Raw genomic sequence first — 24,144 nt, 5'->3', positions numbered from 1 at the left:
AGGCGGCGCAACGCATCGGCGGGGTCGGCGGCAGCCGACTCCGCCCGCCACACCGGCAGCATAAGGGTCCTGATGTTCGCAACGATTGCCAAGCTTCTGGCCAGGCGGATCCTCGTTTCGATCCCGATCCTGCTTTTGGTTTCGATGTTGCTGTTCATGATCCTCAGAGTGCTGCCGGTCGATCCGGCGGCCATGTCGCTGCCGCCCAACGCGACGATCGAGGAGATCGAGGCCAAGCGCGTCGAGATGGGCCTGACCCTGCCGCTGCCACAGCAATATGCGATCTGGCTCTCGCAGGTCGCGCATGGCGACTTCGGGACCTCCATCCAGTTGCGCACCAGCGTCACCAGGCTGATCGGGCAGACGCTCCCCGCCACGATCGAACTCGCCGTGCTGGCCATGGCGATCGCTTCCGCGCTCGGCATCGCCGGCGGGCTTCTGCTTTTCTATCTGCGTGGAACCCGCTCCGAGACGGTGCTCGACGTCGGGTCGATCGCCCTGCTTTCGCTGCCGGAATTCCTCTGGGGCCTGTTCCTGATCCTGCTGTTCGGCGTCTGGTTCGAGTTCCTGCCGTTCACCGGCGTCCTCAGCGCGGGGTACCAGAAGCCCGACATCACAGGTTTCCTGCTGGTCGATTCGCTGATCACCGGCCAGTTCGCCACCTTCTGGAACGCCGTCCAGCACCTCATCCTGCCGGCCTTCGCGCTCGGCGTGTCGTTCTCGCCGCCGATCATGCGCGTACTGCGCTCCAGCTTGCTCGACGTCTACCAGGACGACTATATCCATCAGGCGCGGCTGCGCGGTCTGTCTGAACGACGCATCCTGATCGGCCATGCCTTGAAGAACGCCATCCTGCCGACGCTCTCCCTCATGGGCGTGCAGTTCGGCTTCCTGTTCGGCGGCACGCTGCTGATCGAGATCATCTATTCCTATCCCGGCATGGGCAACTTGATGGTCGATGCGATCCGCAACACCGACCTGCCGATCATCCAGGCGGTCGGCCTGACCTACTGCGTGGTGGTGCTGGTCATCAGCATCCTGGTCGACAGCCTCTACCTCATCCTCAATCCGAAGCTGAGGACGCGATGACGTTAGCCGCCATGCCCCGCTGGCTGCGATCGGGCCGGGTCCTGATCGGACTGCTGATCCTGCTGTTCGTCGTCACCTGCGCGCTGTTTGCGCCGTATCTCGCGCCCAACGATCCCAACGAGCAGAACCTGATCGCCACGCTCCTGCCGCCGGCATGGGCCGACGGCGGCGACCCGGCCTTCCCGCTCGGCACCGACAGCCTCGGCCGCTGCGTGCTCTCGCAACTGATCTACGGCGCCAGGCTGGCGCTGACGGTGGCCCTGATCGCCTCCTTCGGCGCCATGATCATCGGCGCGGTGCTTGCCCATGTCGCCGGCTATTTCGGAGGCTGGGTCGACTGGCTGATCGGCCGCATCGTCGATATCTGGCTGTCCTTTCCGCCGGTCATCCTGTCGCTGATCCTGATGGTGGGGCTGGGCACCGGCGTGCAGAACGTCATCCTGGCCATCGTGCTGGTCGACTGGACACGATTTTGCCGGGTGCTGCGCTCGGAGGTCATCGTCGTCACCCGGCGCGACTATGTGGCGGCCGCGCGCCTGCTCGGCTTCTCGCACTGGCGAACGGTGACGCGCGAGATCGCGCCGGCCACCTTCCCGCTGCTCATCACCCTGCTCAGCCTGGAGATGGGCGTCGCCGTGGTCGTCGAGGCGATCCTGTCCTTCGTCGGCATGAGCGTCGGCGCCGACATTCCGGCCTGGGGGCAGATGGTCGCCGACGCTCGCCAGAACATCTACCAGGCGCCGTGGAACCTGATCTGCCCGATTTTGGCGATATTCATCACCGTCTTCGGCTTCAACGTTCTCGGCGACGGTCTGCGGCGCACTCTCGATCCTCGCCTCAGCCAGACGGAGCGCGGCTGATGGCCCTTCTTGCGGCAAACAACCTGTCCGTCGCGCTGACCAGGGGCGGCAGCGCTTTCCCGGCGATTTCCGACCTCTCCTTCCAACTGGAGCCCGGCAAGATCCTCGGACTGGTGGGTGAGTCCGGCGCCGGCAAATCGATGATCGGCCGCACCATCGCGCAACTGCTGCCCTCCGGTTTCTCGGTCACCGGCGGCACGCTCGATTTCGCCGGGGAAGACCTTGTCACCATGGCGCCGGAAAAGCGGCGCCGGCTTCTCGGCCGCGACATCGCCTTCATTCCGCAGGAGCCGCTTTCGGCGCTCAATCCGGTGCTCACCATCGGCCAGCAGATGCGCGAGCATCTCGCGCGCATCGGCAAGACGGAGCCGGCGCGCTGGCGTGAGCATGCGCTTGCCATGTTCGCGGCCGTGCACCTGCCGCACGGCGCCGAACTGCTCGACAAGTACCCGCATCAGCTTTCCGGTGGCATGTGCCAGCGCGTGCTGATCGCCATGGCTTTTGCCAGCCGGCCGCGGCTCCTGGTGGCCGACGAGCCGACGACGGCGCTCGACGTCACCATCCAGGCGCGCATCGTCAAGCTCATCGAGGAGATGCGACAGCACGAGGATACGGCCGTCGTCTTCATCACGCACGACCTCAGGCTCGCCGCGCAGATCTGCGATCAGGTGCTGGTCCTCTATGCCGGCCGCCCTGCCGAATACGGTCCTGCGCGCGACGTGTTCGCTCGCCCCGCCCATCCCTATTCGCGTTGCCTCCAGCTCGCCAGCCCGGGCATGGGCAGCGAGCGGCGCGGTCTTTTCATCCTGCCCGAGCGCATGCCCGGCCTGCAGGCCATCAAGACGCTGACCGGCTGCCGCTTCGCCGACCGCTGCCCCAATGTCGTGGCGCAATGCCGTACGAGCGAACCGCCGCTCGCGAAAGTCGACGGCGAGCGCGTGGCGGCCTGCATCCGGCCCGAGGCGACCGCCGCCATTGAACCGCCGCCGGCGGCTGCGCATGCCAAGGTCACCGGTGAAACCGTGCTCGAGGCCAGCGGCGTCTCGAAGGATTTCGTCACCCGCAGGCGGCTGTTTCGGGCACCAGCGACGTTCCGGGCCGTGGACAAGGCCGACTTCGTTTTGCGCGAGAACGAGTTCGTCGGCATCGTCGGCGAAAGCGGCAGCGGCAAGAGCACGCTGGCGCGCCTCGTTGTCGGACTGGAAAGCCCGTCGCAGGGCCGGCTCACCCTGCTGGGCAGGGACGTGACGGCAAACCGGACGTCGGAGCGGGCGTTCCGGCGCGAGCATCTGCAGATCGTTTTCCAGGACCCGCAGTCGGCGCTCAACCCGCGCCGCAGGGTGGCCGGTATCGTCACCCAGGCGATGGAGGCGGCGGGCGGTGGCACCGGCACGGAGCGTCTCGAACGTGCGCGCGCGTTGCTCGACGAGATCGGCCTGGCACCGGAGACGGCGCTGCGCTATCCCTCGCAGCTTTCGGGCGGCCAGAAGCAGCGCGTCAACATCGCAAGGGCGCTGTGCGCGCTTCCCCGCGTTCTGGTGGCCGACGAGATCGTTTCCGGCCTCGACGTGTCGGTGCAGGCGCAGTTGCTCGACCTGCTGCTCCGGCTGAGGCAGGAGCGCGGCTTCTCCATGCTGTTCATCTCGCACGACCTGTCGGTGGTGCGCTATCTGTGCGACCGAGTGCTGGTGATGTATCGCGGCGAGATCGTCGAGAGCGGCCCGACCGAGACGGTCTTCGCGGCGCCGAGCCATGCCTATACGCGGGCGCTGCTCGCTTCCGTGCCGCCGGATGACGCCGACGCCGCGTGGAACCGCGACGACGGCGGCGATCTTGCTCTGGTGGAAAGGGCCTGACCATGCGCGCTGTCCGCTTCGCCCGCCATGGCGGTCCCGAGGTGCTGGAGATGGTCGAGGTGCCGAGCCCCGTCGCTGGACCCGGCGAGGTCGTTGTCGCGGTCCATGCCGTGAGCGCCAATCCGGTCGACGGCAAGATTCGCCGTGGGATGCTGGGCGCCAACCTAGCCGCCCTGCCATCCGGCACCGGGCGCGACGGCGCCGGTGTCGTCATCGCGACAGGCGAAGGCGTGCCGGCCGACCTCAAGGGCCAGCGTGTCTGCTTCCTGGCGCCGCGCGGCGTCGGCAGCTGGGTCGAGGAGATCGCCCTGCCCGCCGCAATCGTGGCGCCGATCCCTGGGGACCTCTCCTTTACCGACGCGGCGAGCCTGCCGCTGGCCGGCTCCAGCGCGTGGATCGGCCTCGTCGATACCGCCGGCGTGAAGGCTGGCGACCGCGTGCTTATTCATGCGGCGGCCGGCGGCGTCGGCGGCATGGCCGTGCAGATCGCCCGCGCGGCCGGGGCGCGGGTCTTCGCCACCTGTTCGGCGCGCAACGCGGCCTATGTGCGCGGCCTCGGCGCCGACGAGGTCGCCGCCTATGACGAGGTGGCGTTCGAAACCGTCTTCCGCGACATGGATGTCGTCTTCGACCTGATGGGCGGCGAGGTCCACCAACGCAGCTATCCGGTGCTGAAGCGCGGTGGCACCATGGCCTGCCTCAACGCCGCGCCGTTCGAGGACCGCCACGAGGCTTTCGGCGTCACCGTGAAGGTGGCGCAGGTGTTTCCGGATCGGGCCGTGCTTGACGCGCTGCTCGACCGGGTCCGCTCAGGCGTCATCCGTCCGACCGTCGAAAAGGTGCTCCGTTTCGAGGATTATGCCGAGGCGCAGCGCCTTTCCGATACGGGTCATGTGCGCGGCAAGATCGTGCTTACGCTGCGATAGCCCCGTCTACCAGCGCACCGATGGGTCGGGGATCGGAATGGCATCCAGCAGTTCGCGCGTATAGGCGTGCTGCGGCCGCTCGAACAGGTCTGCGGTCGCAGCATCCTCGACGATCTCGCCCGAGCGCAGCACGATGACGCGGCTACAGAGCCGGCGGATGACCGACAGGTCGTGGCTGATGAAGACCAGCGTCAGGCCGAGCTCGACCACCAGTTGCTCCAAGAGCATCAGCACCTGCGCCTGCGACGACACGTCGAGGCCCGAGACGATCTCGTCGGCGAGGATGAAGTCCGGCCGCATGGCGATGGCCCGTGCGATGCCGACGCGCTGGCGCTGGCCGCCTGACAGTTCGTGCGGGTAGCGCCGGGCGAAAGCCGCCGGCAGCCCGACCTGCTCCAGCGCGGCCTTGACGCGCGGATCGCCCGCCCCGGCGCCGAGGGGGGCTGCGATGGTGCGGCCGACCGTCAGGCGCGGATTGAGCGACGACATCGGGTCCTGGAAGATCATCTGGATGCGGGGTCTCAGCGCCCGCATGTCGGCGTCGGACAGATGCGTTATGTCCTGCCCATCGAACAGCAGGCGGCCGGCGCTGGGCTCGACAAGCCGCACGAGCGTGCGTCCCAGCGTCGTCTTGCCCGAACCGGAACCGCCGACGATGCCGAGGACGGTCCCGCGCGCGATATCGAAAGAGACGCCCTTGAGGATTTCCAGCCGGGGTGCGGCGCCGAACAGCGGCTTGCGCGTCATGTCGGGCACGTCGACGCGCAGGTCGGAGACCTGGAAGATGGTGTCAGCCATGCGCGCCTCCCTGCGGGCGCCAGGCGGCATCGTCGGCCGCGACCTCGGCCATCGCCGCGTCGATCACCGCCTGCGGCACCGGCTGGAGCGAGGCTGCCGGATCGGTGTGGCGCGGCGTCGCGGCCAGCAAGGCTTGGCTGTAGGGATGCTGCGGCGCGGCGAAGAAGCGCTGGACCGTGGTGTCCTCCACCACCTTGCCGGCATAGAGCACCGACAGCGTGTCGCAGACTTTCGAGACGACGCCGAGGTCGTGGGTGACGAACAGAAGCGCCGTGCCGTGGCGCGCCTGCAATTGCGAAATCAGCTTGAGGATCTGCTTCTGTACGGTGACGTCGAGCGCCGTCGTCGGCTCGTCGGCGACGATCAGCTTCGGCTCGGCGGCGAAGGCGGAGGCGATCAGGATGCGCTGGCGCATGCCGCCCGACAGTTCGTGCGGATAGAGCCGCATGACGCGCTCCGGCTCGGGAATGCTCACTTCGACCAGAACCTCGAGCGCTCGGCTGGCGGCGCGCGCCTTCTCCCAGCCGAGAATGTCGACCAGCCGGTCGGTGATCTGCGGGCCGATGCGCCGCGACGGATTGAGCGCCGTCAGCGGATCCTGCGGGATCAGCGCCGCCTTGGCGCCGATCAGCCGGCGCCGCTCGGCCGGCGGCACCTTCAAAAGGTCCTGCTCATCAAGCAGGATTTCGCCCTCGACGATCTCGACGGCCTTCGGCAGCACGCCGAGAACCGCCTTGCCGATCATGCTTTTGCCGGCGCCGCTTTCGCCGACGAGGCCGCGCACGGAACCGGCGGGCAAGGAAATGTCCACCGAGCGGAGCAGCCGCTGGCCGGTGCCGGCGAGCCGGGCCGACAGGCCGCGGATTTCGAGGAAGCCGCTCATCTCAGCACCGGATCGAAGCGCTCGCGCAGGCCCTCGCCGAACTGCGCGAAGGACAGCACCGTGAAGAACAGCGCGATCAGGGGGAACACCAGTACCCACCATGCCTGATGGATGGAGGTGCGGCCTTCGGCGATCATGCCGCCCCAGGTCGACTGGTCGGTGGAGATCGACAGGTTGACGAAGGACAGGATCGCCTCGACGATGATGGCGATGCCCATCTCCAGCGTCAGCAGCGCGACGATGGTCGGCAGCACGTTGGGCAGGATTTCGGAAAGCAGCGTGCGCAGCCGGGTGAAGCCGGCGACCTTGGCGCTGTGGACGTAATCCATCTTCGACTGGTTCAGCGTCTCGGCCCGCACCACCCGGCAGAACCGCGTCCAGTCGATGATGACGATGGCGAGGATGACCGAGGACAGGCCGGTGCCGAGCACCGCGATCAACAGGATGGCGAACAGCACCGGCGGGAAGGCCATCCAGATATCGACGATGCGTGAGATGATGCGATCGGCCCAGCCGCGATAGAAGCCGGCGACCAGTCCCAGCGCCGAGCCGATCAGGCAGGTGGCAAGGCCGGCGACCAGCGCCACGGCAAGCGCCACCTGCGCGCCGTAGATGATGCGCGTGAGCACATCGCGGCCGAGGCTGTCGGTGCCCAGCCAATAGCCCGGTTCCGAGCCGGCCATCCAGGCCGGCGGCAGTCGCTCCAGCATCAGGTCCTGCGCCAGCGGGTCCTGCGGGCTGATCAGCGGCGCCAGCACCGCGGCCAGCACGAACAGGGCGAGCCACAGGCCGGAGAGCCAGAGCCGCGCGCCGGCGCGCCGGCGGATCAGGCCGCGCCCGTCAAGCATGACGCAGCTTCGGGTTGAGGAAGGCGTAGGTCATGTCGACGGCCAGGTTGACGAAGGTGAAGAGGATGGCGAACAGGATGACGATGCCCTGGATCAGCGGCAGGTCGCGGTTGATGACGGCGTCGATCGCCATGTTGCCGAGCCCCTCGTATGAGAACAGCCGCTCGACGATGATGGTGCCGCCGATGAGGAAGGTGAACTGGACGCCGACCAGCGTCAGCGTCGGCAGGATCGAGTTCGGCAGCGCTTCGGACAGGATCACCCTGGTCTCCGAATAACCCTTGGTGCGCGCAAGCACGGAATAGTCGAGGTTGACCGTCTCCTTGAGAGATTGTTTGAGCAGTTGCGAGATGATCGCCGCCAGCGGCAGCGCCAGCGCCAGTGCCGGCATGAACATATGGCTGAGCAGGTCGGCGGTGAGGTCGAAGCGCAGCCGTACGATGCTCTCGAACAGGTAGAACTGGCTGGTGAACGGCAATTCCAGGCGCGGCGAGACACGACCCGAAATCTGGAACACCGGCCAGATGACACCGAACAGGAGGATCAGCGCCAGCCCCCACAGGAAATCCGGCACGGAGAGGCCGATGCCATTGGCGACATCGATGCCGGCTTCCGCCTTGCGGCCGCGCAGGCGCGTGCCGAGGATCGCCAGCGTCACGCCGATAATGACGGCGATGACCAGCGCCATGATCGACAGCTCCAGCGTCGCCGGCAGCCGGTCCAGCACCAGCGACAGAACCGGCTGGCGGGTCGTGATGGAGGTGCCGAAATCGCCGTGCAGCACGTTGCCGAACCAGATGAGGAATTGCTCGGCGATGGACTTGTCGAGCCCGTAGAGCGCCTTCAGCCGGTCGATGTCGGCGGCCGAGGCGCCGGGCGGCAGCATCATGGCGATGGGATTGCCGGGCACCACGCGGATGACGACGAAAACGATGACGGCCACGCCGACCAGGGTGATCAGCGTGGTCAGGAGCCGCGAGAGGGTGAGGCGAAGAAGCAGCATGGCTTGATGGCTTACGGCCCGGCGTGAACCGGGCCGTAGGCGCCCGCGGTCAGGCGGGCGTCATCAGCGCCGGCAGCAACGCGCCGGATTTGTGCTGCACCACGTTGACGCCCTTGGCGTGCACGATCGGCTGCGCATACTGCAACAGCGGCAGCACATAGGCGTTGTCGGCGACCAGCTTGGACACCGCCTTCCAGCCGGCGATGCGCTTGGCCTCGTCGGCCTCGCCCCACAGCGGGTTGATGGCGTCGATGACGTCCTGGCTGTCCCACACCGAATGCGGGCTCGGCCCATACATGGCGAAACCCGTCGAGGTGGTCGGGTCGCCGACGGCATTGCCCCAGTTGTAGAAGGCGGCCGGCGCCAGCTTGTCGGCGGCACGCAGCTCGAAGTGCTTGGCGATCTCGTAGACCTCGATCGTCGCCTCGATGCCGACCTTGCGCCACATGCCGACGATTGCCTGGATCATCTCGTAGTCCTTGGGCTTGAAGCCCTTGGTCGTCTGGATGGTGAACTTGACCGGCTTGTCGGTCGAATAGCCGGAGGCGGCCAGCAGTTCCTTGGCCTTTTCCGGATTGTACTCGACCTTGATCGACGGATCGTAGGCCTCGTATTCCGGCGTCTCCAGCGTGTCGATCGGCAGGCCGTAGCCGCGCAGCAGCCGGTCGACCAGGAGCTTCTTGTCGACCGACATGACGGCGGCGTGGCGCACATTGGCGTCGAGCATGACGTCGATGTCGTTGAAGAAGATCATGCCGATGTCGGATACCGTCTCGCAGGAGCCGGCCAGCCCCTCTTTGGCGATCAGCCGATCATATTCCTCGTAAGGAATTTCCAGCGTCACCTGCGAATTGCCGGATTCGATCTCGGCCACGCGGCTCGCCGCATCGGTGACGAACTTGATGGTGACGTTCTCGAAGGCCGGCTTGCCGCCCCAGTAGTTCGGGTTGGCTTTGAGCCGCATGAAGGCGTTCTGCTCGAACTTCTCGACCATGTAGGGGCCGGTGCCGATCGGCGCCTTCTCGAAGCCTTCGGGGCCGACCTTCTCGTAATAGGCCTTGGGCAGCACGTAGCCGGTGAGGAACGACATCCACTTGAACAGCGTCGGCTCGAATTCCAGCACGTCGGCGGTCACGCGGTTGCCGTCGGCCTTGATGTTGCCGATCTTGGCCCAGACGAACTGGATCGGGTTGCCGGTCTCGGCCTTGCCGGCGCGCTCCAGCGACCAGGCGATGTCCTCGGCCGTGAACGGGCTGCCGTCATGCCAAGTGACGCCGTCGCGCACCGTCATGTGGATCTGCTTGCGGTCGTCGCTCCAGCCCCATTCGGTGAGCAGGCCGGGCGCGAATGACAGGTCCGGCTTCTGCAGGATGAACTGGTCGAACACCGACTGATAGAGCCCCTGGATGGTCGGGTTGACGGCGGAAGGTCCGGTGGTCGGGTCCCAGGAGGGCAGGTTGACGTTGTAGGCGATGGTCAGCTCGTCCTTGCTCTGGGCGATGGCGAGGCGCGGCAGGGCCGCCGCGACGGCGCCGGCGCCGGCAAGTTTGAGAAGCGTTCGTCTGTCTGGATGCGGTTTCATGCTGTTGTTCCCCTTGCATTGACCTGTTGACGATGAGATGGCCGGCTCTTTCTCAGAGAGCTGCGATGGCCTCGATTTCCACCAGGAAGTCCGGCAGCGCGAGCGCCTGAACACCGATGAAGGTGTTGGCGGCCGGAAGCGCGTCGCCGTAGAAGGCGGCGATCTCGGCCGTGACCGGCCCGAGCTTTTCGGGCGAATGATTGACGACATAGGTCCTGAGCCGCACGACATCGGCCGGCGTCGCGCCGACCTCGGCCAGGACGACCTTCAGGTTGGCCAGCGCCTGCCGCGTCTGGGCGACGAGATCGCCCGCGCCGACCAGCCTGCCCTCGCCGTCCCAGGCGACCTGGCCGGAAAGGTGCAGCGTGCGGCCGCCGTTCTGCTCGACCGCATGGGAAAAGCCGAAGGGCACCGACTGGTAGAGGCTGCTGGGATTGATCGCCTTGCGTTTCATTGCCTATTCCTTGCTGATCCGTGCGTTGGAGGCCGGGCGACCGCCCGGCATGTTCATCCGCCGGCGAGTTGCCGTGCGAGCAGGAAGCCCGATCCGGCGCCGACGCCGGCGCCCGGCCAGGTGGCGGCGCCGGCGAGATGGAAGTTCTTCACCGGCGTGCTCCAGTCGGCGAAGCCCGGCGCCGGACGGAGCAGGAAGTTCTGCGCCAGATGGTGGCTGCCGCAGATCTGGTCGCCGCCGACCAGGTTGGTGTTGCCGCGCTCGAGGTCGAGCGGGCTCATCACCGTGCGCCTGATGATTTTTGCCGAAAGGCCCGGCGCATGGCGCTCGATGATGGCGATGGCGCGGTCGGCATAGATTTCCCGCACCGCTTCCCAGTCGCGCTCATCGATGACGCCGGCCGCGTCGCCCTTGATCTCGGCCGGCACGACGCGCGTTTGCAGCCAGAGGATATGCTTGCCGTCCGGCGCGCGGCCGGGATCGATAGCCGTCGGCTGGCCGACGACGATGACCGGCTCCGCCGGCAGCAGCCCGGCCTGCGCCTCCTGATAGGCGCGCGCCATGACGTCGAGCGACGGCGCCACATGGACATAGGCGAAGCGCTTGAGTTCAGGATCGAACCAGTCCGGCAGCGAGTCGACCGCCAGATGGATCATCATCGTGCCCGGCGCGTGGCGGAAGGCGCGCATCTTGCCGTCGAAGCCGGCCTCGCCCGAGCCCTGCGGCAGCAGTCCCGTCAGCGCGCCCGGCGCGACGGTGGCGATAACAGCGCGACGGGCCTCGATGCGGCGCCCGTCGGCCAGCATCACGCCGGTTGCCCGGCCGCCCTCGGTCAGCACGCGCTCGACGCGGGCGTTGCATTCGATCGTGCCGCCGCCGGCTTCCACCATCGCCGCCAGCGCCTTGACCATCGTGTCGGCGCCGCCCTTGCCCAGCACCATGCCGAAGCTCTGGTTGGCCATGCCTTCGAGGTAGGGGAAGACGGCGCCGCCGGCGATGTCGGGAGCGAAATCGAGATGCAGGCCCCAGGCGCCGAGCAGCGCCTTCACCTCGGCGCTCTCGAACGTCTCGTCCAGCCACGCGCGCGGCGAGGACAGCAGGAAACGGCCCAGTTCAAGCGCGCCTGACAGTCCCGCCTTTCGCCACAGCGAAAACAGGATACGTGCAAGTGCACGCTTTTTCATCGGCCCGCCGAGGATCGAGAAGATCAGTTCGGCGCGCGCCGGAAACGCCTTGACCAAGCTCTCCCAAGTCCGCGCGTCGCGCTCCGAAAAGGCGCGGATGCGCGCCACAGTAGTGGCAAGGTCGGTCGACACGCCGACCCAGCGCCCGCCTGGAAACACCGAGGCGAAACAATCCTGCACGGGCGCGAACTCCAGCCCGTGTTTCGCCAGATCCGCGCCGTAAACCTTGTTGAAAGCAGAGCCCGCGAACAGGCTGAGGTTCATGGCGGCGAGGTCGTGGCGGAAGCCCGGCTCCGTCAGTTCCAGCGTCTTGACGGCACCGCCCGGACGGTCGGCGGCCTCGAACAGCCCGACCTTCCAACCGCGCCTGGTCAGATGCGCGGCACCGGCGAGCGCGTTGTGTCCCGCGCCAATGAAAATGGCATCGAACTGGGCCATGGAATTATTTTACCCCTAAAATGATATTTGCATATGCATCTAAACTCGTCTAGCCTTCTCGTGGAGGAAAACCGGCGCGAACGGCAAGCATCGCCGAGCCGGCGCAGGGTCCGCACGACACGCAATCAGGAGGAAAATCCATGACCGCAGCAAGCGCGCTCGCCAGCCTGGCCGAGCTTTTGTTGAGTGGAAAGGTCGAGGTCGTCGACCTGTCGGCGCCGCTCGGACCGGATACGCCGCTTTTGAAGCTGCCGCCGGAACTGGCCAAGGACACGCCGAAGATCGAAATCCATTCCATCTCGGAGTACGACAAGGACGGGCCGTTCTGGGCCTGGAACTGGCTGAAGATCGGCGAGCATTCCGGCACGCATTTCGACGCGCCGCACCATTGGATCACCGGCAAGGATTATTCCGACGGCTACACCGACACCATCGCGCCGCGCAATTTCGTGGCGCCGGTCAACGTCATCGACTGCTCGGCGGAATCGGCGAAGAACCATGACTTCCTGCTGACCGCCGACGGCGTGAAGGCCTGGGAAGCCAAGCACGGGGCCATCGGCAAGGGCGAGTGGGTGGTCATGCGCACCGACTGGGACAAGCGCAACGGCTCGGAGGAGACCTTCCTCAATGCCGATGCCAATGGTCCGCATTCGCCGGGCCCGACGGTGGACTGCATCGAGTACATCATCGAGCGCGGCGCCATCGGCTGGGGCACGCAGTGCATCGGCACCGACGCGGGCGCGGCCGGCGGCATGACGCCGCCCTTCCCGGCCCACAACATAATGCACAAGGCCAATCGTTACGGCCTCGCCAGCCTGTGCAACCTCGACAAGTTGCCGGCCAAGGGCGCTATCCTGATCGCGGCGCCGCTGAAGATCGTCCACGGCACCGGCAGCCCGATCCGCGCGCTCGCACTGGTGCCGCGGGCCTGATCGCGGGCCGACGACCGTGGCCCACGATCACGTTATCATCGGCAGCGGCATCAACGGACTGGTGGCGGCAGCGATGCTGGCCAGGCAGGGCGCGTCGGTGCTGCTCTTGGAGCGCGAGGAGCGTCTCGGCGGCTGCATGATGAGCAGCGCCGCCACGCTTCCCGGCTTCACGCATGACGTGATGGCGGCCACCTTCGTGCTGTTCCTGACCGGTCCGGCCCATGCCGCGCTCGGTCAGGACCTTGCCCGCCACGGGCTCGAATTCTGCCATACGCCGCATCCGACGGCGGTGCTCAGGCCGGACGGCTCCAGCGCCGTGCTGACGATGGACCGCGCCGCCAACGTCGCGGCCTTCAACACGCTGGCGGCGGGCGACGGCGACCGCCACGCCGCCGACGTCGGTTCGATCGAAGCCAATGCGCCGCTGCTGTTCGGCCTGCTCGGCGGGCAGTTGTGGAGTTTCGCCACGGCGAAGCTGCTGGCGCGCGAGGCCTGGCGGCGCGGCCTGCGCGGGCTGGTCGATTACTTCGGCACGGCGCTCAGGCCGGCACGCGGCTGGCTGGAGACAGGCTATGCCTCGCCGCAAATCCAGGCGCTCTACGCGCCCTGGACGCTGCATTGCGGCCTATCGCCGGAAGACACCTATTCGGCCGAGATGGGCAAGGTCGTCGCCTTCGCGCTGGAGGCGGCGGGCGCGCCCATCGTCAAGGGTGGTGCCGGCAAGGCGGCGGACGCGTTTCGCGGCCTCATCGAGGAACACGGCGGCGAGATTCGGACCAGCGCCGATGTCGAGCGCATCCTGGTGCGCGGCGGCAAGGCGGTCGGCGTGCGGCTTGCCGGCGGGCAGGAGATCGAAGCGAAAAAATCCGTCATCGCCTCGGTTCCGCCAAGTCAGCTTTACGGCCGGCTGCTGGGCTCCGACGCACCGCCCCCCGCGCGCGAGGCGACGCGCGCCTATCGCCATGGCCGCGGCGATTTCCAGCTTCACTATGCGCTCGACCACGCGCCGCGCTGGAAGACGCAAGGGCTCGAAAAAGTCGCGCTCACCCATCTTACCGACGGCATCGACGCCGTCTCGAAATCGCACAACGAGGCGACGCGCGGCATGCTGCCTCAAACACCGACGCTGTGCGTCGGCCAGCCGGCGGCGCTCGATCCGTCGCGTTGTCCGGAAGGCAAGGCGATCCTGTGGATCCAGGTGCCGGACGCGCCGCGCGCCATCAAGGGCGATGCGGCAGGCACCATCCCGACCCAAGGGACCTGGGATGCGGCGACGCGCGAAGCCTTCGCCGACCGCATCGAGGCGATCCTCGCCAACCACATCGAGGGCTTCCGCGAAACCGTGCTGGCGCGGCGCGCCTATTCTCCTGCCGATCTGGAGGCGATGAACGTCAATCTCGTCGGCGGCGACCCGTACGGCGGCGCCTGCACCATCGACCAGTTCTTCGTCTGGCGTCCCCTCGCCGGTTCGGTCAACCACCGCACGGCGATCCGCTCCCTCTATCACATCGGTGCCTCCACCCATCCGGGGCCGGGCCTCGGCGGCGGCTCGGGCTTCCTCGTTGCCAAGGAGTTCGGATGAACGACCGCGCAACCATCGGCGAACAGGCGGAAGGCCCGCGCCTCGGCGAGATCGGCCTGCAACAGTTCGCGCCTTACCTGATGAACCGCATCATGGGCCGCTACAACGCTTCGCTGCGCCACGACCTTGCCAAGCTCGGCCTGACGACGCCGAAGATGCGGGCGCTGGCGGTGCTGTCCGTCATCGAGGGGCCGACGATCTCGCAACTGGCGGTCTATGCGGTGGCCGAGCAATCGACGCTGAGCCGCGCGCTGGATTCGCTGGAGGCCGACGGGCTGGTGCGTCGCATCGCCGATCCCGCCGACAACCGCGCCACCCGCGTCTCCGTCACCGAGGCGGGGCGTGCCGCCTTCGAGACGCTGTGGCCGACGATGCGCAAGAGCTATGCGCGCATGTTCAAGGGCATCGACGCCGAGGAACGTGCCGCTTTCGTGGCGACGCTGCAGAAGATGCTGCGCAACATCCGCAAGCACGACTTCTGAGGCGCCGGCACAAATCTGAGGAGATGACCCAATGGCCGAGAGATCGTTCGCCAAAGAGGTGAAGAAGCTGAAGCTCGGCGCCGGCGAGGAGTTCACCGGCGAAGGTATTCTCGCCATCACCAAGGCGCTGCTGCAATGCGGCGTCGGCTATGTCGGCGGCTACCAGGGCGCGCCGATCAGCCACCTGATGGACGTGTTGGCCGACGCGCAGGAAATCCTCGGCGAACTCGGCGTGCATTTCGAGGCGAGCGCCTCGGAAGCCACCGCCACCGCCATGCTGGCGGCCTCCGTGCACTACCCGATCCGCGGTGCCGCCACCTTCAAGTCGACTGTCGGCACCAACGTCGCCTCCGACGCTCTTGCCAATCTTTCGTCCGGCGGCGTCACCGGCGGCGCGCTCATCATCGTCGGCGAGGATTACGGCGAAGGCTCCTCCATCATGCAGGAGCGCAGCCATGCCTTCGCCATGAAGAGCCAGGTCTGGTTGCTCGATCCGCGGCCGAACCTGCCCTCCATCGTCGCCGCCGTCGAGCACGGCTTCGAGATGTCGGAAGCCTCGAACACGCCAGTCATGCTGCAGGTGCGCATCCGCTGCTGCCACGTGCACGGCTCCTTCACCGCCAAGGACAACAAACGCCCCACCATGACGGTGGCCGAGGCGCTGGAAAACCCGCGCCGCGATACCCAGCGCATCGTTTTGCCGCCCGCTTCCTTCCTGCACGAGAAGGAGAAGATCACCAAGCGGCGGCCGGCGGCCATCGACTACATCAGGCGCCATAAGTTGAACGAAACGTTCGGCGGCAACGGCCCGGTCGGCATCGTCATGCAGGGCGGCATGTACAACGGCGTCATCCGCGCCCTGCAGCGGCTCGGCCTCGCCGACGCCTATGGCGACACCGAGGTGCCGCTGCATGTGCTCAACGTCACCTATCCGCTGGTCGAGGACGAGCTGGTCGGCTTCTGCGCCGACAAGGAAGCGGTTCTGGTGGTCGAGGAAGGCCACCCGGACTATCTCGAGCAGGAACTAGGCTCCATGCTCTACAAGGCCGGCGCCTCGGTGAAGCTGGAAGGCAAGGGCCTGCTGCCGATGGCCGGCGAATACACCGGCCAGGTGATGCTCGACGGTATCGGCGCCTTCCTGCGCCAGCACGCCGGCGACATGCTGGCGCCGGAAATCCGCGCGCCCAACGTGCCGGCGCCGCCGATCTACGACGACCTCGCCAGGACCGTACCGGCGCGGCCGCCGGGCTTCTGTGTCGGCTGCCCGGAGCGGCCGATCTTCGCTGCCACCAAGCTGGCCGAACAGGAACTCGGCCAGCACCACATCGCCTCCGACATCGGCTGCCATCTGTTCTCGATCATGCCGCCCTTCGAACTGGGCGCGACGACGATGGGCTACGGACTTGGCCCTGCCTCGGCCTCGGCCTTCAATTCGCCGGACGCCAAGCGCCGTTCCATCTCCTTCGTCGGCGACGGCGGCTTCTGGCACAACGGCCTGACCTCCTCCATCGGCAACGCCGTCTTCAACAAGAACGACGGCGTCATCGTGGTGGTGGACAATTACTATTCCGCCGCCACCGGCGGGCAGGATATTCTGTCCTCGCGCGCCAACAACCGGACGAAATCGACCAAGCATCCGATCACCGAGGCGATCAAGGGCATGGGTGTGAACTGGGTGCGCCACATCGAGCGCACCTACGACGTCGGCGCCATGCGCGACGCGTTGAAGGAGGCGCTGACCACCGAGGAGAAGGGGCCGAAAGTCATCGTAGCCTCCTCCGAGTGCATGCTGAACCGCCAGCGCCGCGAGGCGCCGCTGAAGAAGAAGATGGCGGCCGAAGGCAAGCGCATGGTGAAGACCAAGTTCGGCGTCGACGAGGACGTCTGCACCGGCGACCACGCCTGCATGCGGCTGTCCGGCTGCCCGTCGCTGACGGTCAAGCACCTCGACGACCCGCTGCGCGACGATCCGGTCGCCTCCATCGACGAGAATTGCGTCGGCTGCGGCAATTGCGGCGAGGTGGCGGACGCCGCCGTGCTGTGCCCCTCCTTCTACCAGGCCGACGTGGTGTCGAATCCGACCGGCTGGGACCGGTTCCTGTTCGGGCTCAGGCAGCGGGTCATCTCGACGCTGCAACGCTGGCGCGAACGCGGCCGGCCGGTCTTCGGGGAGCAGGCGGCATGAAACTCGGTCTGCCTGAAGGGCCGGATACGACCGGCCGCATCATCAAGATCTGCATCCTCGCCGTCGGCGGCCAGGGCGGCGGCGTGCTGTCGGGCTGGGTGACTGACGTCGCCCAGCGCGCCGGGTGGCATGTGCAGTCCACCTCCGTCGCCGGCGTGGCGCAACGCACCGGCGCCACCATCTATTATGTCGAGATGATGCCGCGCGATCCGGCGCGGCCGCACGACGAGCCGGTGCTGTCGCTCAGCCCTTCGCCCGGCGACGTCGATATCCTCATCGCCGCCGAACTGGCGGAAGCCGGCCGCGCGGTGCTGCGCGGCTTCGTGACGCCGGAGCGCACGACGCTGATCGCCTCCAGCCACCGCATGCTGGCGGTGTCGGAAAAGATCGTGCCGGGCGACGGCCGCGCCGATTCCGACACGGTGATCCGCCGCGCCGGCGAGGCCGCCCGCCGCTTCATCCATTTCGACATGGAGACGATGGCGAAGAAGGCCGGCAGCGTCGTCTCGGCCAGCCTGTTCGGCGCGCTCGCCGGTTCGGGCGAACTGCCCTTTTCGCGCGAGGCGTTCGAGGCCACCGTCGGCGCCGGCGGCAAGGGGGCGCAGGCGAGCCTCGCCGCCTTCGCACTGGCCTATGACCGGGCGGCCGGCACGACCGGCGATGGCGAAGCCGCAGTCAAGCCTGCGGGAGCGCGCGCGACCGTCATCCCGCAGCGGCTGGCGCAAGGCTGGCAGGCGCTTCTCGGCCGCGCCGCCGCGCTGCCGGAACCGGTCCGCGAGATGGCGGAGCCCGGCCTGCGCAAGACGGTGGACTTCCTCGACCTCGCCTATGGCGATGAATACCTCGCCCAGATCGAGCGGCTTGTCGCTGCCGACAACGCGGGACAAGATTTCGCCTTTTCGCGTGAGGCGGCGAAGTATCTCGCCAACGCCATGGTCTATGACGACATCGTGCGCGTCGCCGACCTGAAGACCCGTGCCGGCCGCGCCGACCGCGTGCGCGCCGAGGTGAAGCTGGCCGACAGCCAGACGCTCGCCACGACGGAATATTTCCACCCGCGCATGGAGGAGATCGTGGGCCTGATGCCGGCGGGGCTGGGCGCAGCCATCGAGGCACGACCGGGCCTGATGAAGACGCTCAACCGCTTCGTCGATCGCGGTCGGCGCATCCGCACCGACACCATCCATGGCTTCGGCATGCTGTGGGTCATCGGCGGCCTGCGCCATTTCCGCCGCAGCCTTTTGCGCCACAAGGTCGAGGCCGCGCATACCAAGGAATGGCTGGCGCTGGCCGAAGCCGAGCGCGCAAGGGACTATGCACTGGGCGTCGAAGTGCTGAAGTGCCGCCGGCTCATGAAGGGCTATTCCGACACCCATGCGCGCGGCCAGTCGAAGTTCGATCATGTGCTGGCCTGCCTGCCGCTGCTCCGGGGCCGGCAGGATGCGGCCGACTGGCTGCGTCGGCTGCGGGAGGCCGCCCTTGCCGACGCCGAAGGCAAGATGCTCGACGGTGCTATCAAGACCGTCCATTCGTTTACCGACGGCCCGGCGCAGAACGCCGGCTGATCCGCCGGCACCGGGCAGGCGGCCAGTCCCCGATGTGTGGGGCCGCCCTTGCTCGGCCAGTCGTGCGGTTTGTTTATTCGCCGTAAGGCACCCAGATGTTTTTGACCTGGGTTGCTTTGGCGAGGAAGTCGGTGCCTTCGCCCTGGGCGGGCGAGAACCAGTCGCGCTGCACCGTTTCGGTCCAGACCTGCTTGAGGTTTCCGGCCGAAGCCTTTTCAAGGTTGCCGGCGGTGGCGGCGCTGCCGAACCACCACAGCCCGTCGACCTCCTCGTGTTTGGCCAGTTCCAGTGCCAGAGCGGCCCGGTCGCCGGTGACGATGTTGACGACGCCGGCCGGCACGTCGGAGGTCTCCAGCACCTGGTAGAAGTCGGTGGCGGCGAGTGCCTGCGATGCGGACGGCACGACGACAACGCGGTTGCCCATGACAATGGCCGGCGCGAAGGTGGAGACGAAGCCGAGCAGGCCGGGTTCCTCCGGGCAGGCGATGGCGAGGATGCCGAGCGGCTCGTTCATGGCCAGCGCCACGCCGCGCAGCGGCGGCTTGTGCACGGCGCCCTCGAACTTGTCGGCCCAGGCGCCGTAGGAGAACAGGCGCGAGACGGATGCCGCCACTTCCCTCGCGGTGTCGGCCTTGCGCCTGCCGGTCATGGCGGAAAGCCGCTCGGCGAACTCGGCCGCGCGCGCCTCTAGGTTCTCGGCGATGTAATAGAGGATCTGCGCGCGGTTGTGCTCGCTGGCCGTTGCCCAGCCGGCCGCCTTGCGCGCCGCTTCCACCGCATTGCGGATGTCCTTGCGGTTACCCTCGCCGACCTCGCCCACCAGGGCGCCGGCGGGTGAAAGCACGGGCCGCGAATAGCCACCGTCCGGCCGCGCCTGCTTGCCGCCGATGTAGAGTTTCGCCGTGCGGTCGATGAAGCCGGTGGAGACGACGTCGCCGCTCGCCTGTGGCGCCGGCTTGTCTGTAATCGGTTTCGCCTTTGCGATCCATTTCGGCTTCGAATAGGCGGCAAGCCCTTCGCGCCCGCCCTCGCGGCCGAAGCCGGACTCCTTGTAGCCGCCGAAACCAACGCCGGCGTCGAACATGTTGGTGCCGTTGACCCACACCACGCCGCATTTGAGCTTCGGCGCGATATCGAGCGCGAGGCTCAGCGTCTCCGACCAGACGGAGGCGGCAAGGCCGTATTCGGTGTTGTTGGCAAGCTCGACCGCCTCGGCCGGCGTGCGGAAGGTGGTGGCGACCAGCACCGGCCCGAAGATCTCGACGCGCGAGACGGTCGAGGCCGGATGCACGTTGGTCAAGAGCGTCGGCGGGTAGAAGCAGCCCTTGGCCGGCAGTCCGGCCTTGGGCTGATGCAGCTCGGCACCTTCCTTGACGCCGGCGTCGACCAGCTCGCGGATGCGGGCGAGCTGCACCGGATGGACGATGGCGCCGATGTCGATCGCCTTGTCGAGCGGATCGCCGACGCGCAGCGTCTCCATGCGCGCCGTCAGCTTGGAGACGAAGCGGTTGTGGATGCTTTCCTGCACCAGCAGGCGCGAGCCGGCGCAGCACACCTGGCCCTGGTTGAACCAGATGGCGTCGACGACGCCTTCCACGGCCGCGTCCAAATCGGCGTCGTCGAAGACGATGAAGGGCGACTTGCCGCCGAGTTCCAGCGTCAGGCTCTTGCCGGTGCCGGCTGTTGCCTCGCGGATCTTGCGGCCCACGTCGGTCGAACCGGTGAAGGCGATCTTGGCGATGCCGGGATGGTTGACGATTTGCTCGCCGGTCGCGCCGTCGCCGGTGACGATGTTGACGACGCCCTCAGGAAGCCCCGCTTTCTGGCACATTTCGGCAAACAGCAGTGCTGTCAGCGAGGTGTATTCGGCCGGCTTCAGCACCACCGTGTTGCCGAGCGCAATCGCTGGCGCGATCTTCCACGACAGCATGAGCAGCGGGAAATTCCACGGGATGATCTGGCCGCAGACGCCGAGCGCCTCGCGCCCGGCGAGTTCGGTGTCTATCAGCTGCGCCCAGCCGGCGTGATGATAGAAGTGGCGGGCGACCAGCGGGATATCGATGTCGCGCGTCTCGCGGATCGGCTTGCCGTTGTCGAGCGCTTCCAGAACGGCGAACAGCCGGCTGTGGCGCTGGATGAGACGGGCCAGCGCGTAGAGATAGCGCGCCCGCTGGTGGCCGGAAAGTGCGGCCCAGCCCGGTTGCGCCTTTGCCGCCGCCTTGACCGCCGCATCGACGTCGGCGGGACCGGCTTGCGCGATCTTCACCAGCACTTCGCCGGTCGCCGGCGACGCCGTCTCGAAACTTTCGCCGGACTTCGCCTTTCTCCACTGGCCGCCGATGAACAGCTTCGTCTCGCCGCCGAGGGCGGCGATCCAGGCGCGCGCTTCCTTGTCGCTCTCGGGCGCCGGGCCGTATTCCATCGTATCCAGTATCTCAGCAATCGACATTTTTTCTCTCTATCTAAGCCGGCTCTCTGCTTTGGCGCGATCTTGTTCGCAAACCGGTTCCCACTTTGCGGGATCATGCCATGGCATGATGGCTGAAGGCCGCGTAGCGGCCGGTGACGTGGTGCTCCAGCTGCCGCTCGATGTCGGCCAGCAGCGATGACGCGCCGAAGCGGAACAGGTTCGGCTGCAGCCAGTCATTGCCCAGCTCCTCCTTGATCAGGGCCAGGTAGGCCAGTGCGTCCTTGGCCGTGGAGATGCCGCCCGCCGGCTTGTAGCCGACGACATGGCCGGTCATCTCGCGGTAGTCGCGGATGGCGCGGATCATCGTCAGCGTCACCGGCAGCGTCGCGTTGATGCCCTCCTTGCCGGTCGAGGTCTTGATGAAGTCGGAGCCGGCCATCATCGCCACCCACGAGGCGCGCGCGACGTTGCGCAGCGTCTGCAGGTCGCCGGTAGCGAGGATGGTCTTCATGTGCGCCGGCCCGCAGGCCTGCTTGCAGGTCTTCACCTCGTCGTAGAGGGCTTGCCAGTTGCCGGTCAGCACGTGCTCGCGGGTGATGACGATGTCGATCTCCCGCGCCCCGTCGGCAACCGAAGCCTCGATCTCCTTCAGCCGCGTCGAAAGCGGCGACAAGCCCGTCGGGAAGCCGGTGGAGACGGCGGCGACCGGGATGCCCGAGCCATCCAGCGCCTCGACAGCCGTGGCGACGAAGCGGTGGTAGACGCACACCGCCCCGGTGGTGATGCTGCGCCCGCTCAAGCCCAGCGCCTTCTGCAGGTCCGGCCGCAAGGGCTGGCGCGCCTTGGCGCACAGCCGCCGCACGCGGCCGGCCGTATCGTCGCCGTTCAGGGTGGTGAGATCGATGCACTGGATGGCGCGCACCAGCCACGCCGCTTGCCAGTCCTTCTTCACGGTCCGTCGCCCGGCCAGCGCCGAAGTCCGCCGCTCCGCCGCAGACAGGTTCACACGGACCGAATCGACGGGATCAAGCGTGAGACCAATGCCGGGATTCGACGGCTGGGGCAGGTTGGTCCCGATTCCGTGGCTGGACGCCGAGACGCCCTCGATGACAGCTTCGCTCGCACTCACCTTGCCGCTCCCGATTTGATCTGAATCGCGCATTCCGATATCCGTAGCGTCGTGCGGCAGGCCCTGCAATCGCTCGCCCACGCCAGCCTGATCGAGACGGAGCGCATCCGCCCGTCGGCGCACGTCGCCAAGCAGATCGGCGAGCATGACGCGATCTTCCTCGAGCGGCTGTGCTACGCCGACGGCATCGTCTTCCTCCTGGTTCGCAACTACCTCCCTATTCGCGCTTTCCCGACCTGTTGCAGTCGAACGAACTGGAGACTGTGTCACTCTACCAGTATCTTGCCAAGCGCTATGGCGCCGTGGCGACGATCGGCAAGCGGCAGGTGGAGCTTGCCCGCATCGGCGACGAAGCCATCGCCGCCTAGCTGCAGGTCGAGATGAACAGCTACGTCCTGTCAATCGCGAGGTGACCTACGACCAGAACAGGCAGGTGCTCGAATACTTCGAGTCCTGGCACCACCCCGACCGTACGCGTCTGACCATCGACCTGCACCGGACCTATTGAGCGGACGGGACCGGCTCAGCCCTGCCTGAGGCCGCAATCAGAACGCCAACGCCTTCCTCGGCGGACTGAAACAGTTGAGGCCACCGCAGATCGGCGCAATGCTTCACCCTCGGCTGCCCTGTCCCATGGAGTGGAATGGCGCGGCAGTCCGGTTCATCCGTACGGGCGCACTGCCTGCCGTAGCGTCACGCCGAGATCGGCCGGTGGTCGAGAAGTTTGCGGATCGGTCCCAGCACCGTCGCTAGCGGCACCAGCCGCACGGCGAGGTCGCGGATAACCGCCAGCGCTCGGCTGTGGCGGAACATCAGCTTCGCCAGTTGGCGCGAATTGTCCTGCGCGGCCTCGGCCCGTGGCCGTTGTGCGTGCTCATAGGCTTGAAGCGCCTCGCCGACGTCTTCGGGGCCGGCGTCGAGCAGGTGGCGGGCGAGGACGGTCGCCGATTCCATCGCCATGCCTGCACCGATGCCGGCGGTCGGCAGGAAGCCGGCTGCGGCGTCGCCCACCAGCGCCACGCGACCCACAACCCATGTGTCTGCCCGGCAGTCGGTCAGCTTCCAGAAGTAGAGGTCTTTCCCGGCCTCGACCGTCGCCAGCGCCCGCTCGAACCACGGATCGACGGTGGTCAGCTGGTTGCGGATATGGGCGATGAAGGCGGCCGGTCCTTCACGCATGTCGGCGCGGTCGCCGCCGACGAACACGCCGGCCCGGCCCTTGACGGGATAGATGCCGACGAAGAAATCCGCCCCCCAGATTTCGTCGCCCTGATCGGCGTGGGCGGCATCGGTCTCGATCCAGGCGACCCACCCGGCCCAATCCGTGTCATAGGTCGTCACCTGGCTGGCATCGAGAAGCATGGCTCGGCTTTCTGAATGCAGGCCATCGGCCAGCACGACGGCGTCGAAGGTTGCCTCGACGGTGCCGTTGCCATCCTGCAGCACCGTTTCCATGGCCTTGGCCGTCTGCTGAATTGACTTCAGCGTGGCGCCACGGCTGATCGGCGCGCCGTGCGTCGCCAGCACCTCCAGCAGTTCGCCGCGTGCGAGGCCCCGGTAGTCGCCATAGGCATCCAGCAGCGTGTCGATCTCGTACTCGCGCAGCAACGGTCCGTTGTGACCGTGCAGGCGATAGTGATGGAAGGGAACGCTTTCGGCGCGATACTCATCCTTGATGCCGAGTGCCTGCATGGCCGGATCGACGAGCGGCATGAGCGCCAGCATGTAGCCTTCGTCTGCATTGTCCAGGGCGCGCTCGATCAGCACCGGGTTGAGCCCGCCCCGTCGCAGCAATTGCGCCAGCGTCAGCCCGGCAACGCCGGCGCCGACGACGAGCACGCGCAGCCGGTCGGCGCGCTGCTTCTCCACCTGTTCCTTCAACGAAACTTTCACGAACATGCCGCACTCCTATTCTTTGGACCGGTCAGTCCAAAACTC

Annotated in this window: 19 protein-coding genes and 1 pseudogene; 10 read left to right on the top strand and 10 right to left on the bottom strand. The window is 67.2% G+C overall.

The window, feature by feature from the left end; genetic code table 11:
- Positions 1-72: 72 nt before the first annotated feature.
- Genes E6C48_RS11725 through E6C48_RS23115 form a run of 4 tightly spaced genes read left to right on the top strand, consistent with a single transcriptional unit; the run spans position 73 to position 4,731 of the window.
- Positions 73-1,089, top strand: a complete 1,017-nt coding sequence (locus E6C48_RS11725; protein WP_136357361.1) for an ABC transporter permease — start codon at positions 73-75, stop codon at positions 1,087-1,089.
- Entirely contained in the window at positions 1,086-1,949 is an 864-nt protein-coding gene (locus E6C48_RS11720; RefSeq protein WP_136357359.1) for an ABC transporter permease, read from the top strand. The genes E6C48_RS11725 and E6C48_RS11720 overlap by 4 nt, the downstream gene beginning before the upstream one ends.
- A complete protein-coding gene (locus tag E6C48_RS11715) occupies positions 1,949-3,805 on the top strand; it encodes a dipeptide ABC transporter ATP-binding protein (protein ID WP_136357357.1) in 1,857 nt (618 codons plus the stop codon). Before E6C48_RS11720 ends, E6C48_RS11715 begins: the two co-directional genes overlap by 1 nt.
- Before the next feature lie 2 nt (positions 3,806-3,807).
- Positions 3,808-4,731: an NADP-dependent oxidoreductase gene (locus tag E6C48_RS23115; RefSeq protein ID WP_136357355.1), complete on the top strand. Its 924-nt coding sequence runs from the start codon at positions 3,808-3,810 to the stop codon at positions 4,729-4,731.
- A gap of 6 nt (positions 4,732-4,737) precedes the next feature.
- Here E6C48_RS23115 and E6C48_RS11705 read toward each other — a convergent pair whose 3' ends face one another.
- Genes E6C48_RS11705 through E6C48_RS11675 form a run of 7 tightly spaced genes read right to left on the bottom strand, consistent with a single transcriptional unit; the run spans position 4,738 to position 11,921 of the window.
- Complete coding sequence (locus tag E6C48_RS11705; RefSeq protein WP_136357353.1) at positions 4,738-5,529, bottom strand: ATP-binding cassette domain-containing protein; 792 nt, start codon at positions 5,527-5,529, stop codon at positions 4,738-4,740.
- Complete coding sequence (locus E6C48_RS11700) at positions 5,522-6,412, bottom strand: ABC transporter ATP-binding protein (protein ID WP_136357351.1); 891 nt, start codon at positions 6,410-6,412, stop codon at positions 5,522-5,524. The genes E6C48_RS11705 and E6C48_RS11700 overlap by 8 nt, the downstream gene beginning before the upstream one ends.
- Entirely contained in the window at positions 6,409-7,260 is an 852-nt protein-coding gene (locus tag E6C48_RS11695) for an ABC transporter permease (protein WP_136357349.1), read from the bottom strand. The genes E6C48_RS11700 and E6C48_RS11695 overlap by 4 nt, the downstream gene beginning before the upstream one ends.
- A complete protein-coding gene (locus E6C48_RS11690) occupies positions 7,253-8,260 on the bottom strand; it encodes an ABC transporter permease (RefSeq protein ID WP_168734519.1) in 1,008 nt (335 codons plus the stop codon). Before E6C48_RS11690 ends, E6C48_RS11695 begins: the two co-directional genes overlap by 8 nt.
- Before the next feature lie 52 nt (positions 8,261-8,312).
- Positions 8,313-9,845 carry an ABC transporter substrate-binding protein gene (locus E6C48_RS11685; protein WP_136357345.1) on the bottom strand — a complete coding sequence of 511 codons (1,533 nt, stop codon included), beginning with the start codon at positions 9,843-9,845 and terminating at the stop codon, positions 8,313-8,315.
- A gap of 52 nt (positions 9,846-9,897) precedes the next feature.
- Positions 9,898-10,299 carry a RidA family protein gene (locus tag E6C48_RS11680; protein WP_136357343.1) on the bottom strand — a complete coding sequence of 134 codons (402 nt, stop codon included), beginning with the start codon at positions 10,297-10,299 and terminating at the stop codon, positions 9,898-9,900.
- A gap of 53 nt (positions 10,300-10,352) precedes the next feature.
- Positions 10,353-11,921 carry a phytoene desaturase family protein gene (locus E6C48_RS11675; RefSeq protein WP_136357341.1) on the bottom strand — a complete coding sequence of 523 codons (1,569 nt, stop codon included), beginning with the start codon at positions 11,919-11,921 and terminating at the stop codon, positions 10,353-10,355.
- Positions 11,922-12,061: 140 nt separating this feature from the next.
- On the opposite strand from E6C48_RS11675, the gene E6C48_RS11670 reads away from it, so the two are divergent.
- From E6C48_RS11670 to E6C48_RS11650, 5 genes are read left to right on the top strand one after another with little or no spacing between them, the layout of a single operon-like run.
- Positions 12,062-12,853 carry a cyclase family protein gene (locus E6C48_RS11670; RefSeq protein ID WP_136357339.1) on the top strand — a complete coding sequence of 264 codons (792 nt, stop codon included), beginning with the start codon at positions 12,062-12,064 and terminating at the stop codon, positions 12,851-12,853.
- A 16-nt stretch (positions 12,854-12,869) separates the two neighbouring features.
- The gene (locus tag E6C48_RS11665) at positions 12,870-14,435 is read left to right on the top strand and encodes a phytoene desaturase family protein (RefSeq protein ID WP_136357337.1); all 1,566 of its coding nucleotides are present in this window, start codon (positions 12,870-12,872) and stop codon (positions 14,433-14,435) included.
- On the top strand, positions 14,432-14,917 hold the full coding sequence (locus tag E6C48_RS11660) for a MarR family winged helix-turn-helix transcriptional regulator (protein ID WP_180375535.1): 486 nt from the start codon (positions 14,432-14,434) through the stop codon (positions 14,915-14,917). The genes E6C48_RS11665 and E6C48_RS11660 overlap by 4 nt, the downstream gene beginning before the upstream one ends.
- A gap of 31 nt (positions 14,918-14,948) precedes the next feature.
- On the top strand, positions 14,949-17,102 hold the full coding sequence (locus E6C48_RS11655; protein ID WP_136357336.1) for a thiamine pyrophosphate-dependent enzyme: 2,154 nt from the start codon (positions 14,949-14,951) through the stop codon (positions 17,100-17,102).
- Positions 17,099-18,667: an indolepyruvate oxidoreductase subunit beta family protein gene (locus E6C48_RS11650; protein WP_136357334.1), complete on the top strand. Its 1,569-nt coding sequence runs from the start codon at positions 17,099-17,101 to the stop codon at positions 18,665-18,667. Before E6C48_RS11655 ends, E6C48_RS11650 begins: the two co-directional genes overlap by 4 nt.
- A 73-nt stretch (positions 18,668-18,740) precedes the next feature.
- Here E6C48_RS11650 and E6C48_RS11645 read toward each other — a convergent pair whose 3' ends face one another.
- Both E6C48_RS11645 and deoC read right to left on the bottom strand, forming a co-directional pair.
- Positions 18,741-21,116 carry an aldehyde dehydrogenase family protein gene (locus tag E6C48_RS11645; RefSeq protein WP_136357331.1) on the bottom strand — a complete coding sequence of 792 codons (2,376 nt, stop codon included), beginning with the start codon at positions 21,114-21,116 and terminating at the stop codon, positions 18,741-18,743.
- 73 nt (positions 21,117-21,189) lie between these two features.
- A complete protein-coding gene (gene deoC, locus E6C48_RS11640; RefSeq protein ID WP_407940984.1) occupies positions 21,190-22,185 on the bottom strand; it encodes a deoxyribose-phosphate aldolase in 996 nt (331 codons plus the stop codon).
- A 63-nt stretch (positions 22,186-22,248) separates the two neighbouring features.
- Between deoC and E6C48_RS23110 the strand changes: the two are divergent.
- Positions 22,249-22,714: pseudogene (locus tag E6C48_RS23110) on the top strand (GntR family transcriptional regulator); the annotation flags it as partial.
- A gap of 185 nt (positions 22,715-22,899) precedes the next feature.
- On the opposite strand, the gene E6C48_RS11630 reads toward E6C48_RS23110, so the two are convergent.
- Complete coding sequence (locus tag E6C48_RS11630) at positions 22,900-24,105, bottom strand: FAD-dependent oxidoreductase (protein ID WP_136357327.1); 1,206 nt, start codon at positions 24,103-24,105, stop codon at positions 22,900-22,902.
- Positions 24,106-24,144: the final 39 nt, after the last annotated feature.

This window comes from Ollibium composti, from assembly GCF_004801285.1.
Taxonomy (GTDB): domain Bacteria; phylum Pseudomonadota; class Alphaproteobacteria; order Rhizobiales; family Rhizobiaceae; genus Mesorhizobium; species Mesorhizobium composti.
Note: the sequence above shows the minus strand (reverse complement) of the source record. Positions and strands in the feature narration are given on the sequence as shown.